This window comes from Kitasatospora sp. NBC_00458, from assembly GCF_036013975.1.
Taxonomy (GTDB): Bacteria; Actinomycetota; Actinomycetes; order Streptomycetales; family Streptomycetaceae; genus Kitasatospora.
Genome location: NZ_CP107904.1, coordinates 5,169,998 through 5,184,247 on the forward strand (window position 1 = coordinate 5,169,998; position 14,250 = coordinate 5,184,247).

The window sequence follows — 14,250 nt, forward strand, 5'->3', positions numbered from 1 at the left end:
GAAAGCTGGCAGTCGCGCCCCTCGCCGCCCACGGGGCGCGCCGGGAGACTCGGCCGGGTGAACGAACCGCCCGCCCCCGCCCGCCCCGCCCCCACCGGGCACGCTCCGGCCGGACCCGCCCCCGCCCGCCCCACACCCGCCGGACCCGCGCCGAGCCGTCCGCCCCGGCTGCACTACGCCTGGGTGGTGGCCGCGGTCGCCCTGCTGGTGCTGCTCGGCTCGGCCGGATTTCGCTCCACGCCCAGTCTGATGATCGGCGCGCTGCACCACGAGTTCGGCTGGTCGACGGGCACGATATCCAGCGCCACCTCGGTCAACCTCACCCTCTACGGCCTCACCGCCCCCTTCGCCGCCGCCCTGATGGACCGGTTCGGCGTCCGGCTGGTGGTGGTCTGCGCGCTGCTGACCATCTCGGTCGGCGCCGGTCTGACCATGCTGATGCGCGAGCCCTGGCAACTGGTGCTCTGCTGGGGCGTGCTGGTGGGCCTCGGCAGCGGCTCGATGGCCGGCGCGTTCGCCACCACGATCACCGGCCGCTGGTTCCAGGCCCGCCAGGGGCTGGTCACCGGGGTGCTGACGGCCGCCGGCGCGGCGGGCAACCTGGTCTTCCTGCCGGTCGGCGCCTGGCTGGTCGAGCAGCACGGCTGGCGCTCGGCCGTCGTGGTGGTCTCGCTGGCGGCGACCGCGGTCGCCGTCCCCGTGCTGGTGCTGATGCGCGAGCGGCCCGCCGACCTCGGCCTCCTCCCGTACGGGGCGACCGAGGAGCCCCCGGCCGCGGCGGCCGACGGGCGGGCGATGGCCCGTTCGCTGCGGGTGCTCCGCACCGCGTCCCGCAGCCGGGCGTTCTGGCTGCTGGCCACCTCGTTCGCGATCTGCGGCGCGACCACCGCCGGACTGGTCGGGACCCACTTCATCCCGGCCGCCCACGACCACGGCCTGCCGGTCACCACGGCGGCGAGCCTGCTGGCGCTGATCGGCGTCTTCGACGTGGTCGGCACCGTCGCCAGCGGCTGGTTCACCGACCGCTACGACTCCGGCGGGCTGCTGGTCGTCTACTACGCGCTGCGCGGACTCTCGCTGCTCCTGCTGCCGCAGCTGTTCGCCGGCTCGCTGGAGCCGCCGATCCTGGCCTTCGTGATCTTCTACGGGCTCGACTGGGTGGCCACCGTGCCGCCGACCGTCGCCCTCTGCCGCCGCCACTTCGGCGACGACGCGCCGATCGTCTTCGGCTGGGTGCTCGCCTGCCACCAGATCGGCGCGGCCGTGGTGGCCGGACTGGCCGGCCTCGCCCGGGACGCGCTCGGCGACTACGACCTCGCCTGGTACGCCGCCGGCGGGCTCTGCGCGGTCGCCGTCGTGCTCTGCCTGGCGCTGCGGAAGGCCGGACCGGAACGGCTCGCTCCGGCCCTGTCGTGAGGGACGGCTAGGCTCCGAGGCCATGGCGCCCACCTCCACCCTCGACTTCACCCTCGACCCCGGTCTCGACCCCGGCCTGCGCGCCGAGATCACCCGGCTGTGGACCGACGCCAGCAACGCCGGCGGTGCGGTGGGCTTCGTCGCACCGGTCACCGAGGACGAGGTCCGGGTCACCGCGGAGAAGCAGTTCGCCGGGATCGCGCCGGCCGGGCCGGACCGCCTGCTGGTCGCCCGGGAGGGCGGCACGGGCCGGCTGGCCGGCCTGCTGGTCTTCGAGTCGGTGCGCTTCGCGCCGATGGACCACTGGCGGGTGCTCTCCCGGGTGATGGTCCACCCCGAACTCCAGGGGCGCGGCTACGGCGCGGCACTGCTGGCCGAGGCCGAACGGACCGCCCGGGACTGGGGCCTGGCGGGCCTGCGGCTGTACGTGCGCGGCGGGCTCGGCCTGGAGGAGTTCTACGGGCGCAGCGGCTACGTCGAGGTCGGCCGGGTCCCCGGGACCATCCGGGTCGCGCCCGGGGACGACCGCGACGACGTCACCATGTGGCTCGACCTGCGCTGACCGGGACCCCCGCCGGAACGCCTCCGGGCGGGGGGACGGCGGACCCGTTCCCCGCCGGCCCGTCCGGGCATGCTTCACTGGGAGACCGGCCAGCCCCGCGCAGAGAAGGACGTGTCCCCGGTGAGCAGCAATGTGAGCAAGAAGTCGCACGCCACGCTCCGCTACACCTCCATGCGGGTCTCCATCTTCCTCGGCTGCCTGCTGGTCGCCCTGCTGCTGGGGCACTTCCAGGTGATCCCGGTCAAGGGCCAGTCGGGCATGGTCTTCCTGTTCCTGCTGGCCGCGGTCGTCTCGGCGCCGCTCAGCTACGTGCTGCTGCACCGGCAGCGCGACGAGATGTCCGCCGAGATCTCCGGCCGGGTGGACGGCATCCGCTCGCGGACGTCCCAGCGGATCGCCGCGCAGAACGCCGAGGAGGACGCCGCGGACGACGCCGCCCGCTCGGCCGCCCCCTCCGCCTCGGCCTCCCCCGCGCAGAGCTGACCCGCGCCGCCGCCGTGCCCCGTTCCAGCTCCGCCGAGCCCGGCGACGCCGACACCGGTGCCGCCGTGCCCGAGGATCGTGCTCCCGGTGCCGGTGCCGGTGCCGGCGCCGGTGCTGCCGGTGACGCGGTACCGCGGCGGCAGCCGGACGATCCGGCCCCGGGGGCCGGAGCACCGGAACCCGCGGCCGACGGCGCCGGGCCCGCGGCCGGGACCTGGCCGGCCCCCGTCCGACGGCCCACCGGGCGGGACGTGGCACGCCTCGCCGGGGTCTCCCAGGCCACCGTCTCGCTGGTGTTCTCCGGCTCCGAAGCCGGCCGCCGGGTCTCCGGCGCCACCCGGGAACGGGTCCGCGAGGCCGCCCGCAGCCTCGGCTACCGCCCGCAGGCCGCCGGGCGCCAGCTGCGCCTGGGCCGCAGCGGCATGATCCTGCTGGCCGTGCCGAACATCCTCGGGCCGTTCTTCGGGCGGGTACTGGAGGGCGTCCACGAGGAGGCGGGCCGGCACGGACTGGCCGTCGTGGTGAGCTCCGGGTGGGGGAGCGCGACCCTCGCCGAGGCCGCCACCACCAGCCGGTTCGACGGTCTGCTGATCTGCTCCCCGGACGACAGCCAGCTCGGCGAACTGCCCGCCGACACCCCCGCCGTCTTCCTGGACGCCGACCCGGGCACCGACCGGGCCCGTCCGACCATCGAGCTGGACGTGGCGGGCGGCATGCGGGCCGCCGTCGAGCACCTGGCCGCACTCGGCCACCGCCGGATCGGCCGGCTCCGCTCCACCCACTCCGCCTACACGTTCCGGATCCGCCAGGCCGCGTTCGAGGAGGCCGTCCGCTCGTTCGGCCTGGACGTGCTCGAACTCGGCGTCAGCCTGAACGAGGGGCAGTCCGCCGCGCGGGTCGCCGCCCACCGGCTGCTGGAGCACCCGGCCCGCCCGCAGGCGGTGATCTGCGACGACGACGTGGTCGCCTCCGGCGTCTACCAGGCCGCCGCCGAACTCGGCCTGCGGGTGCCCGCCGACCTCTCGGTGGTCGGGATCGACAACGTCCCGGTGGCCGCGCTGCTCGCCCCGCCGCTGACCACCGTCGACCTGCCGGGCGAGGAGCTGGGACGGGCCGGTGTCGCGGCGCTGGCCGGGCTGCTCCGCGGTGAGCCGGTCGCACCGGTGGCCCCGCTCGCCACCGCGCTGGTGCTGCGTTCGTCCACCGCGCCCGGTCGGGCGGCCTGACCGGCGGCACGGCTGCTGCGCCCGGCACGCCCGGCGCACCCGCGCCACCCGCGCCGACTCCCGGGTCCGGCGCACCCGCCGGGCCAGGACCGGTGCGGGTCGGCCCGCCACCGCTCTCGACACCGGCCGCACGAAGACGTGCGTGAGTGACTGCGCCCGCCGGCCAGACCACCGGCCCGACGGGCGCAGCCACGTTCTCGGGGTGGGCTCAGCCCACCGGTACCGGTGCGGCGGGCGCCGCCTCGGCGGGCACCGGCCGGTCGGCCGTCGTCGCGGCGGCGGCCGGCCGGATCCAGCGGCGCGCGCCGAACAGCAGCAGCCCGCCCAGGCCGATCCCGCCCGCCGCGCAGAGCGCCACCGAACGCAGCGACCCCTCGGCGAGGTGGCCGGAGACCGCGTAGCCGAGCGAGTTGCCGGTCGCGAAGAGCGTGACCAGCCAGGCGAAGGCCTCGGTCACGGTGCCGACCGGGGCCAGCTCGGCGACCAGGACGAACGCCGCCGCCAGCAGCGGGGCCAGCGCGATCCCGGAGAGGAACGCCAGTCCGGCCATCGCGGCCGGCCCCGGGACCAGCAGCAGCGGGAGGTAGGAGACGGCCATGCCGAGCGCCATCAGCCAGGTGCGGGTGGCGGTGGTGCTGCGCCACTTCACGGCGCCGTAGGCGAGCGCACCGAGCAGTCCGCCGAGCGCGGCCAGCGCCAGCAGGGTGCCCGCGCCGCCCGGCAGCCCGTCCGCTCCGTGGGCCTCCGCGTAGGCGATGAAGAGCACGTTCTGCGCGCCGACCGCCCAGCCGGCGCCGGCCAGGCCGACCAGCAGCAGCACCAGTCCGGGGGAGCGGAGCGGCCCGAGCAGGCCCGCCGAGTGCTCGCGCGGCGGGGCCTGCCAGGAGCGGGCCGGTCCGGTGGTGGCCACGACCAGGGCTCCGAGCAGTCCCAGCCCGGCCGCCACCCAGAGCGCCGCGACCGGGCTGAACGCGCCCGCGATCCCGGCCACGGCGAGCGGACCGGCGACGTAGAGGATCTGCTGGGACGCCGAGTCGAAGGCGTACGCGGTGTCGAGCTGCTCCTCCTCGACCACGTCGGGCCAGAGCGAACGCAGGCAGGGTTCCAGCGGCGGCATGGCGAGGCCGGCGATCGCGGCACCGATCGGCGCGGCGATCGCGGAGCCGGGAGCCAGCGCGAGCAGCGTGTACCCGCCGCCGGCGACCACGGCGGAGGCGAGCAGGACGCGCGGCTGCCCCGTCCGGTCCACGATCCGGCCGAGCACCGGCCCGCCGACCGCCGCGGCGATCGCGTACGCGGCGGTGGCCAGCCCGATCCGGCTGTACGGCGCGCCGGCGTCGCGCAGGGCGAGTGCGATCACCAGGGCGGTCATACCGGCCGGGAGGCGGCCGAGCAGGGTGCCGAAGAGCAGTCGGCCGACGTGCGGGGCGCGGAGCAGGGCGAGGTAGCCCATGGGCGGGGTTCTCCGGTCTGGGCGGCTGGGGGCGTGCGGGGGCGCCATCCAAGTTATACGTATAACCACCGAGCGGTCAATCGGGGCCGCGAGTCGATCTGATGGTGTGTCAGCTTCGTTCGTGTCCGGACTCCGTCGGGGCGCGGAGGCGAGGGGTGTCCGGAACTCAAACAACTACTTTGAACATCTCAAACCTTTACTGCTAACGTATCGGCCATGACCACCTCAGACGCACTCCGGATGCACGGCCTGGGCTCGCAGCCCCGCGCCGCCCGCGAGTGCTGTCTGCCCGGTGCTGTGGACAGCCCGCGCCGTTGTCGCGCGATGAGCTGTATTCCGGCGGCACGCCCCTGACCGGGGCCGGACCTCCCCTCCCGGCCCTCGCGCCGTGTCGCCTTCCCCGCCCCGCCTCACCGTCAGCAACGCCTCCCCCGGAGCCGCACCGTCATGTCCACAGCGCCCGAGGCGACCTCGTCGCCGTCCGTGCTCGCCAGAATCCGCAAGACCCCCTTCTGGGTCCAGATCGTCGCCGGCCTCGTGCTCGGCATCGGCCTCGGCTACCTGGCCCGCGCGGCCGACATCTCCTGGCTGGCCACCACCCTGGAGACCATCGGCAAGATCTTCGTCCAGCTGCTGAAGCTGGCCGTCCCCCCGCTGGTCTTCACCGCGATCCTGGTGAGCGTCGCCAACCTGCGCAACGTCACCAACGCGGCCCGGCTGGCCGTCCGCACGCTGCTCTGGTTCCTGATCACCTCGCTGATCGCGGTGGCCATCGGCCTCGGCCTCGGCCTGCTGACCAACCCCGGTGAGGGCACCAACCTCAAGACCGAGGGCCTCAAGGCGCCGAAGTCCACCGGCAGCTGGATCGACTTCCTGACCGGGATCTTCCCGACCAACATCGTCACCGCGTTCACCGAGGTCGAGGTTCTGCAGATCGTCTTCCTGGCGGTCGTGGCCGGTGCGGCGATCCTCAAGCTCGGCGCCAAGGCCGAGCCGGTGCTCAAGCTCAGCGAGTCCGTCCTGGAGCTCGTCCAGACCGCCCTGTGGTGGGTCATCCGGCTCTCGCCGCTCGGCACCCTCGGCCTGATCGGCAAGTCCGTCGCCAAGTACGGCTGGGACCTGCTGAAGCCCTTCACCGCCCTGACCGTCGACATCTACGTCGGTTGCGCGCTGGTGCTGTTCGTCGTCTACTCCCTGCTGCTGAAGTTCGCCGCGGGCCTCAACCCGCTCAACTTCTTCAAGGGTGCCTGGCCCGCGATCCAGCTGGCCTTCGTCTCCCGCTCCTCGGTCGGCACCCTGCCGGTCACCCGCCGGGTCACCGAGCGCCTCGGCGTGCCGAGCGAGTACGCCTCGTTCGCGGTGCCGTTCGGCGCCACCACCAAGATGGACGGCTGCGCCGCGATCTACCCGTCGCTGGCCGCGATCTTCGTCGCCCAGGTGTACGGCATCGACCTCGGCATCAAGGACTACCTGCTGATCGCCTTCGTCTCGGTCATCGGTTCGGCCGCCACGGCCGGTCTGACCGGCGCGATCGTGATGCTGACCCTGACGCTGTCGACGCTGGGCCTCCCGCTGGAGGGCGTCGGCCTGCTGCTGGCCATCGACCCGATCCTCGACATGATCCGCACCGCGACCAACGTCGCCGGCCAGGCCCTCGTGCCGATCGTGGTCGCCGCCCGCGAGAAGACCCTCGACCTGGCGGCGTACAACAACCCCACCGGCGACCTCTACGCGGACGCCCCCGCGGCCGTCGTCCCGGCCCAGGCCGGTGCGAAGGCCCCGGCCACGGCCTGACACCGGTCCCGCGCGAAGGGCCCCCTCCCCCGTCCTCGGGGAGGGGGCCCTTCCGCGTTCGCCGGGCGGGCGGCGGGGGCGGTGCCGGCCCGTCCGCGGGCTGCGCGGCACGCTGCTGGTGGCGGCGCCGGGGCGCTGCCCCGCGCTGGTCCCGCTCGCCTGCTCCCCGCTCGCCTGCTCCCCGCTCCCGGCTCCCTGCTCCCGGCTCCCCGCTCCCGGCTCCCCGCTCCCGGCTCCCCGCTCCCGGCTCCCGGCTCGGGCGGATCGGGCGGGAGCTGCCGGCGGAGGCGTGACGGGGAGGTCGCGCGGAGGGCTCCGCGGCGGCGCCGGACGAGGCAGGGGGCCCACCGGAAACGGCAGGCCCCCTTGGGTGTTGCTCTTGTGCTCACGGTGACGGCCGGCGGCCGTCGGCGGACCCGAGGGGGTCCCGAGCGATCAGGACATCATGAGGATGGTCAGATAACGGTGACGTTCTCCGCCTGCGGGCCCTTCGGACCCTGGGTGACGTCGAAGCTGACCGCCTGGTTCTCCTCCAGCGAGCGGAAACCGCTCGCGTTGATGGCGGAGTAGTGGACGAAGACGTCGGGGCCGCCGCCCTCCTGGGCGATGAAGCCGAAGCCCTTCTCAGCGTTGAACCACTTGACGGTTCCCTGAGCCATGCCGTTCTCCTTGCGAGGGACGTGTCGGGGACCACACCGTGTGGCGCCCGGTCCGCTGCGCTGATCGCCCTGCCTCCGGACGGGTCCGGAGTTTTTCGATATTGCTGAAAAACTACAAAAAGCCTGCGGTTACATGCTCCGCAGGCTTCAAGTACTGCAAGGGGAATCAAACTGCAACTGAGGGCAACGCTAGCATGCGACTGCTGTGACGACCAGGGGTGACTTGCGGGCCGGACGGCACGTGTCGCAAGGCCGTTCCGGCGGCCTGCACGGCTCGTTGGGGAGATCGGCGCGTCGCGTCGGGCCGCTCCCGCGAGGGCCGTGGCGCCGGTCCCCGCGGTCCGTCGCGGCCCTGCCGCAGCGCTCCCGCGGCGTGTCCGGCGGCGCTCCTGCGGTGTGTCCGGCGATGCGGCCCCGCGGTGGTCCGTGCGGTGGTCCGCGGGGGGAGGGCCGGGACGGCGCGAGCGCGTGTCGGAAGGCCGGTGCCGGACTACCGCAACGTCGGGCATACCCTGCGGGGGAAGCGCACGAACAGCAAGGGAGCGGCGCAGTGGCAGCACCGGATGCGGGAACGCTGGACGCCGGGGAGAACACCGTCCCGGTCCGGCCGCGGGTCGGGCACATTCAGTTCCTGAACTGCGTGCCCCTCTACTGGGGACTGGCCAGGACCGGCAACCTGCTCGACCTGGACCTCACCAAGGACACCCCGGAGAAGCTCAGCGACCAACTGGTCGGCGGCTCCCTCGACATCGGGCCGATCACCTGCGTGGAGTACCTCCGGCACGCGGACGAGCTGCTGGTGATGCCCGACATCGCGGTCGGCAGCGACGGCCCCGTGATGTCCTGCGTGATCGTCAGCAAGGTGCCGCTGGCCGAACTGGACGGCCGGAGGGTCGCCCTCGGCTCCACCAGCCGGACCTCGGTACGGCTCGCCCGGCTGCTGCTGGAGGAGCGGGAGGGCGTGCGCCCGGAGTACTTCAGCTGCCCGCCCGACCTGGACGCCATGCTCGCGGAGGCCGACGCGGCCGTCCTGATCGGCGACCCGGCGCTCCGCGCCTACCTCGGCCAGGCCGCCGCGCAGGGACTGGCGGTCCACGACCTCGGCGAGATGTGGAAGGAGTGGACCGGCCTGCCGTTCGTCTTCGCGGTCTGGGCCGCCCGCCGCGACTTCGCCGAGCGCCGGCCGGAGCTGACCGCGGCGGTGCACCGGGCCTTCCTGGAGTCCCGGGACCTCTCGCTGGTGGAGGCCCGCGAGGTCGCCGCGCACGCGGCCCGCTGGGAGGCGTTCGACGCGGGTGTGCTGGAGCGGTACTTCAGCGAGGCGCTGGACTTCTCGCTCGGCGAGCGGCAGCTGGCCGGGCTGGCCGAGTTCGCCCGCCGGGTCGCGCCCGACAGCGGCTTCGCGCCGGACGTGGCGGTGCGGCTGCTGGAACCGGCGCCCGTCGTGGCCTGACGCCGTCGGGGCCGGACCCTCCCGGGGCCTGGCGCCGGGACGGACCGGTCCCGCAGGCGTCAGGCGGCAGGCATCCGGCGTCAGGCGTCAGGCGTCACGCGTCCGAGGATCTCCGGCGTCCGGCGATGTCCGGCGTCCGGCGCGTCCTGACCGTGGACCGGAAGGGGCGGGCCGCGTGATGTGGCCCGCCGCGGTTCCCCGCCCGGTAGCGTCTGCACCCGGAATCCGTGCCCCGGAGGCGGGGCCGTGCGGCGACGGGAGCGTGCGGGGGATGCAGGCACTGGGATCGGACGATCCGCGCCGGGTGGGCGCCTACCGGCTGCTGCGGCGGCTCGGCGCGGGCGGCATGGGCCGGGTCTACCTCGGGCGGACCGCGGGCGGCCGCACGGTCGCGGTCAAGGTGGTGCGCGGGGAGCTGGCCGAGGACGCCGAGTTCCGCGCCCGGTTCCGGCAGGAGGTGGACGCCGCCCGCCGGGTCGGCGGCTCCTGGACGGCACCGGTCCTGGACGCCGACACCGAGGGCGAACACCCCTGGGTGGCCACCGGCTACGTCGCCGGCCCCGCGCTCGGCGCCGCCGTCACGGAGCACGGGCCGCTCTCCGAACCGGCCGTCCGGACCCTCGGCGCCGGTCTGGCGGAGGCGCTCGACCACGTCCACGGCCTCGGGCTGGTCCACCGCGACGTCAAACCGTCCAACGTGCTGCTCACCCTCGACGGCCCGCGGCTGATCGACTTCGGCATCGCCCGGGCGCTGGACGCCGCCAGCGGGCTCACCCAGTCCGGCTACGTGGTCGGCTCACCCGGCTTCATGTCGCCCGAACAGGCGAACGGGCAGCTCGCCGGTGCGCCCAGCGACGTCTTCTCGCTCGGCGCCGTGCTCGGCTACGCCGCGACCGGGGCGCACCCCTTCGGCGAGGGCGTGAGCGCCGCCGTCCTCCTCTACCGGGTGGTGCACGAGGAGCCGGACCTCTCCGGTCTCGCCGAGGGTCCGTTGCGCTCGACCGTGCTCGCCTGCCTGGCCAAGGACCCGGCGGCCCGGCCGACACCGCGGGAGCTGCGCGCCCGGTTGGATCCGGACGGCTCGGCCTTCGCCCGGCTGGGACAGGGCGGCTGGCTGCCGCCGGCGCTGGCCGCGGCGGTCGGACGGAGCGCGGTGCAGCTGCTCGACCTGGAGGCGGAGGAGTCGTCGTTCGTGACCGCGCCGGGGGCGGACCGGACACCGACCTTCGTCCCCGGGCCCGGTCCGGGTGCCGGAGCGGGGCCGGGTGCCGGAGCGGAGCGGGGCGCGGGTGCCGGGGAGGTGCCGACGGGCGGGGCGGGACCCCGGCGCCGGTACGGGGCCGCGCTCGTCGCGGGCGCGCTGCTGCTGGTGGCGGCCTGCGGGTACGGCGCCTTCCAGCTCTGGGGGAAGGGGGACCCGCCGGCCTCCGTCACGGGTGCGGGCACGGGGACTGCGACTGCGATCGGGACCGGGGCTGCGACCGGGACGGGGACTGCGACCGGGACGGGCTCGGGTTCGGGATCGCCGAGTGGCCCGGCCGTCGGGGGCGCGACCCGGCCGCCGCCGTCGAGCACGTCCGGCGGGCCCTCGCGCGGGGCGACGCCGACGGGCGCGGCCACACCGTCCGGCAGTGCCTCCGCGAGCGGTGCCCCGGCCGGCGGGCCGAGCGTCGTCCCGGAACCCTTCCTCGGTACCTGGCGCGGCGAGATGGCCACCCAGAAGGGGGTGCCCGCCGGTACGACCACCGTGGTCGTCGGGAAGGCGGCGCTCGGTCAGGAGGCCACCACCAGCCGAAACGAGCTCACCGGCCTGCTCTCGGTCAGCTGCGAGGGCGCCTGGACGCTCACCTCGGCCGAGCCGGAGAAGCTGGTGTTCACCTCCCGGCTGGTCCGCTCCTCGCTGCCCGGCGCGTGCACCGGCGGCTCCTACTCCGAGACGCTGACCCTGCAGAAGGACGGCACGGTCCTCTTCACCTCGGCCGACCCGAAGGCCGGAAACCCCTCCGGGACGCTGCGGCGGGCGGGCTGACGCGGGGGAGCGGAGGCGCTGGCGTAGGCTGAACCGGATGCAGCCCGGTGTCGCGGCCCGGCGGTTCGGTCCGCCGCTGCGACCCGACGGTGCAGCCCGGGACCGTGCCCGTCCGGCAGCGCCCGCAAGACCAGCAGTACCCGAGAGAGAGAAGGCCGTCAGGTGTCCGAGCTCGCAGCGACCACCCTCGATGCGCCCAGCACCGACCTGCAGGCCGTGCTCGACCGGGCGGCCGGCGGCGGCCGGATCAGCCCGGAGGAGGCGCTGGAGCTCTACCGCTCGGCCCCGCTGCACGCGCTCGGCTCCGCCGCCGACGCGGTGCGCCGCCGCCGCTACGCCGGCACCGAGCACATCGCGACGTACATCATCGAGCGCAACATCAACTACACCAACGTCTGTGTGACGGCGTGCAAGTTCTGCGCCTTCTACGTGGCGCCGAAGAGCACCAAGGGCTGGTCCCGCGACCTCGACGAGATCCTGCGCCGCTGCGCGGAGACGGTCGAGCTGGGCGGCACCCAGATCATGTTCCAGGGCGGCCACCACCCGGACTACGGCGTCGAGTACTACGAGACCGCCTTCTCGGCGATCAAGGCGGACTTCCCGCAGCTGGTGATCCACTCGCTGGGCGCGTCCGAGGTCGACCACATGGCCCGGATCTCCGGCGTCTCGGTCGAGGAGGCCATCACCCGGATCCACAAGGCGGGCCTCGACTCCTTCGCCGGCGCCGGCGCCGAACTGCTGCCGGAGCGCCCGCGCAAGGCGATCGCCCCGCTCAAGGAGTCCGGCGAGCGCTGGCTGGAGATCATGGAGACCGCCCACGGCCTGGGCGTCGAATCCACCTCCACCATGCTGATGGGCACCGGCGAGCCCAACGCCGAGCGGATCGAGCACCTGCGGATGATCCGTGAGGTGCAGGACCGCACCGGCGGGTTCCGCGCCTTCATCCCCTACACCTACCAGCCCCAGAACAACCACCTGAAGGGGTCGACCCAGGCGACCGTCTTCGAGTACCTGCGGATGATCGCCATCGCCCGCCTCTTCCTGGACAACGTGGCCCACATCCAGGGCTCCTGGCTCACCACGGGCAAGGAGGCCGGCCAGCTGTCGCTCCACTACGGCGCGGACGACCTGGGCTCGGTCATGCTGGAGGAGAACGTGGTCTCGGCGGCCGGCGCCAAGCACCGGTCCAACCTCACCGAGCTGATCCACCTGATCCGGGCCGCCGACCGCGTCCCCGCCCAGCGCTCGACCACCTACGAGCACCTGCGGGTGCTGGACGACCCGGCGAACGACCCGGTCGACCCGCGGGTCGCCTCGCACATCGCCTCCACCGCGATCGAGGGCGGTACGGCGCACCCCGAGCTGAAGATCCTCGACAACGGCTGAGCGCGCCCACCGTCGTGCTGACCCTGCACCGGGCGGCCCGTGTGCTGCCCGATCCGGCCGATCCCACCGCCCCGTCCCACGCCGACGGGGCGGTGCTCGTGCGCGGCGGGCTGATCGCCGCCGTCGGCCCGTACGCCGGGCTGGCGGCGGATCACCCGGCGGCGCGGGTGCGGGACTGGGGCGACGGGCTGCTCGCGCCCGGCCTCCGCAACCCCCACGGGCACTGGCTGCTGGAGTGCGCGTACCACCCGGACCCGCGCGAGGAGATCGGGGACGAGCCGGTGCCCGGGGGCCTCGGGGGCCTCGGGGGGCTCGGGGAGCCGGCCGACGAGGCGCGGTGCGGCGCGAGCGCCCGGCGCGGGCTGCAGCGGATGCTCGGGTTCGGGGTGACGGCGGTGACCGGGCCGTTCGAACGGGCCTCGGTGCGGACGGCCGTCGCGCGGTCGGGGCTGAGCGTGCCGGGTGGACCGGGTGGACCGGGTGAGCTGGGTGAGCTGGGTGGCGTCGGCGGCGACGGTGGTCACGGCGGCTCCGGTGCGGCGGGGATCGGCGAGGGGCCGTTGGACCCGCTCCTGGTGCTTCCGTTCGCCGAGGCCGTGTACGGCCGGCTGGGCGTCGGGGGCCGGGCGGACTTCGCCGTCTTCGAGCCCGGCCCGGACGGGCCGCGGGCCGGTGGCTGCCGGGCCACGGTGCTGGCCGGGCGGCTCGTGTTCCGCCGACGCTGACGCGGAGGGCCGGGGCGGGTGAGGGCGGGGGTCGGGGCCGGTGAGAGCGGGGGCCGGGGCCGGCCGCCGAGATCGACGCGGCGCCGATGTCCCCGTGCTACTCATTGGTAGTCCTACCGTCATACTGCTGCTTTCCGCTGGGCGGCGGTACTCCCGTGCGGTGCAGGGGACTTGCTTCGTGTGCCGTCGAACTGTGCGGGCGGCCGGGTCGCCTGATTCACCCTTCGCCGTGACCTGAGGGCCCGCCAGCGGATAGCATCCGGCTCAGCTCAGTCCGTACCCTCACCACACTCCCGCCCGGGTCCTCCGGGTGGCGGGGCCCCGCCCGAGGTCCCGAACGCAAGCCAGGACAGGAACCATGCGATCCGCGACCGTCCCCCCGCCGCGCTTCCCGCGGTTGGGCCGTGGCTGGTACCTCACCGCCGTGCTCAGTGCCGTGCTGGCCGTCGGCATGTGCCTGCTGGGCTGGCGTCAGGCCGAGCAGGCCGACCGGATCGGCGCGCACCCGGTGAGAGTCGAGGGCACCGTCACCCAGCTCGCCGCCGGCGGCGGCTCCTACAGCACCGTCAGCTACCGGGCCGTCGGCCAGCAGCACACCGCGGCCGCGCTGCCGCTCGCCGACGGCGTGAAGGTCGGCGACACGGTCTGCCTGGAGCACGCGGCCGACGACGCGGGCGCGGTCCGGGTCTGCGGCGACACCTACCCCCAGCCGTTCGGCGTCGGGCTGGCCCGGTTCAGCGTGCCGGTGGCGATCGTGCTCCTCGTCGTCTGCCTGATGAGGATCCGGCGGCACCGGCGGGACGTGGCCGTCCGGAGCGGGCAGAACCGGATCGCCACCACCGTGGCCCTGGCGACCGGCGCGCTGGCCGAAGGAATGCCGGCGATAACGCACGGCAAGCGCTCGCGTCGCAAGCGCCGCTCGGCCGGGCGGCGCGGCCTGCACTGACGCGCCGCCCGCGCCGGGACGCGGCACGGGCGGACGCCCGCGCACCGGGACTCCGCCGCGCGGGCCCCGGCCTCCGCCTCCGCGGGGGAGGGCCCGGCCCGCACCGCCCGGATCGCCT

General features: G+C 74.9%; 13 protein-coding genes. 11 read left to right on the top strand and 2 right to left on the bottom strand.

Going from position 1 to position 14,250, the window contains the following annotated elements:
- Positions 1-57: 57 nt before the first annotated feature.
- From OG550_RS21545 to OG550_RS21560, 4 genes are all read left to right on the top strand, one after another.
- Positions 58-1,416 carry an MFS transporter gene (locus OG550_RS21545; RefSeq protein ID WP_327679962.1) on the top strand — a complete coding sequence of 453 codons (1,359 nt, stop codon included), beginning with the start codon at positions 58-60 and terminating at the stop codon, positions 1,414-1,416.
- A 22-nt stretch (positions 1,417-1,438) separates the two neighbouring features.
- The gene (locus tag OG550_RS21550; RefSeq protein WP_327679964.1) at positions 1,439-1,978 is read left to right on the top strand and encodes a GNAT family N-acetyltransferase; all 540 of its coding nucleotides are present in this window, start codon (positions 1,439-1,441) and stop codon (positions 1,976-1,978) included.
- Positions 1,979-2,098: 120 nt separating this feature from the next.
- Positions 2,099-2,461 carry a DUF4229 domain-containing protein gene (locus OG550_RS21555; protein WP_327679966.1) on the top strand — a complete coding sequence of 121 codons (363 nt, stop codon included), beginning with the start codon at positions 2,099-2,101 and terminating at the stop codon, positions 2,459-2,461.
- Between the two features lie 251 nt (positions 2,462-2,712).
- On the top strand, positions 2,713-3,687 hold the full coding sequence (locus tag OG550_RS21560; protein WP_327679968.1) for a LacI family DNA-binding transcriptional regulator: 975 nt from the start codon (positions 2,713-2,715) through the stop codon (positions 3,685-3,687).
- Between the two features lie 208 nt (positions 3,688-3,895).
- Here the strand turns inward: OG550_RS21560 and OG550_RS21565 are convergent, their stop codons facing one another.
- Positions 3,896-5,140, bottom strand: a complete 1,245-nt coding sequence (locus tag OG550_RS21565; protein ID WP_327679970.1) for an MFS transporter — start codon at positions 5,138-5,140, stop codon at positions 3,896-3,898.
- 216 nt (positions 5,141-5,356) lie between these two features.
- Between OG550_RS21565 and OG550_RS21570 the strand changes: the two genes are divergently transcribed.
- Entirely contained in the window at positions 5,357-5,494 is a 138-nt protein-coding gene (locus OG550_RS21570; RefSeq protein ID WP_327679971.1) for a hypothetical protein, read from the top strand.
- A 93-nt stretch (positions 5,495-5,587) separates the two neighbouring features.
- Positions 5,588-6,934 (top strand): dicarboxylate/amino acid:cation symporter, encoded by a 1,347-nt coding sequence (locus OG550_RS21575; RefSeq protein WP_327679972.1) that lies wholly within the window; start codon positions 5,588-5,590, stop codon positions 6,932-6,934.
- A gap of 455 nt (positions 6,935-7,389) precedes the next feature.
- Here OG550_RS21575 and OG550_RS21580 read toward each other — a convergent pair whose 3' ends face one another.
- Positions 7,390-7,593 carry a cold-shock protein gene (locus tag OG550_RS21580; RefSeq protein ID WP_327679974.1) on the bottom strand — a complete coding sequence of 68 codons (204 nt, stop codon included), beginning with the start codon at positions 7,591-7,593 and terminating at the stop codon, positions 7,390-7,392.
- 550 nt (positions 7,594-8,143) lie between these two features.
- Between OG550_RS21580 and OG550_RS21585 the strand changes: the two genes are divergently transcribed.
- The 5 genes from OG550_RS21585 to OG550_RS21605 all read left to right on the top strand — a co-directional run bounded on the left by OG550_RS21585 (position 8,144) and on the right by OG550_RS21605 (position 14,132).
- Positions 8,144-9,046, top strand: coding sequence for a menaquinone biosynthetic enzyme MqnA/MqnD family protein (locus OG550_RS21585; protein ID WP_327679976.1), 903 nt, complete (start codon positions 8,144-8,146; stop codon positions 9,044-9,046).
- Positions 9,047-9,317: 271 nt separating this feature from the next.
- Positions 9,318-11,075 carry a serine/threonine-protein kinase gene (locus OG550_RS21590; RefSeq protein WP_327679979.1) on the top strand — a complete coding sequence of 586 codons (1,758 nt, stop codon included), beginning with the start codon at positions 9,318-9,320 and terminating at the stop codon, positions 11,073-11,075.
- A gap of 162 nt (positions 11,076-11,237) precedes the next feature.
- On the top strand, positions 11,238-12,461 hold the full coding sequence (mqnC, locus tag OG550_RS21595) for a cyclic dehypoxanthinyl futalosine synthase (protein WP_327679981.1): 1,224 nt from the start codon (positions 11,238-11,240) through the stop codon (positions 12,459-12,461).
- Positions 12,462-12,475: 14 nt separating this feature from the next.
- A complete protein-coding gene (locus OG550_RS21600; RefSeq protein WP_442906048.1) occupies positions 12,476-13,186 on the top strand; it encodes an amidohydrolase family protein in 711 nt (236 codons plus the stop codon).
- 358 nt (positions 13,187-13,544) lie between these two features.
- The gene (locus tag OG550_RS21605) at positions 13,545-14,132 is read left to right on the top strand and encodes a hypothetical protein (RefSeq protein WP_327679983.1); all 588 of its coding nucleotides are present in this window, start codon (positions 13,545-13,547) and stop codon (positions 14,130-14,132) included.
- Positions 14,133-14,250 lie beyond the last annotated feature (118 nt).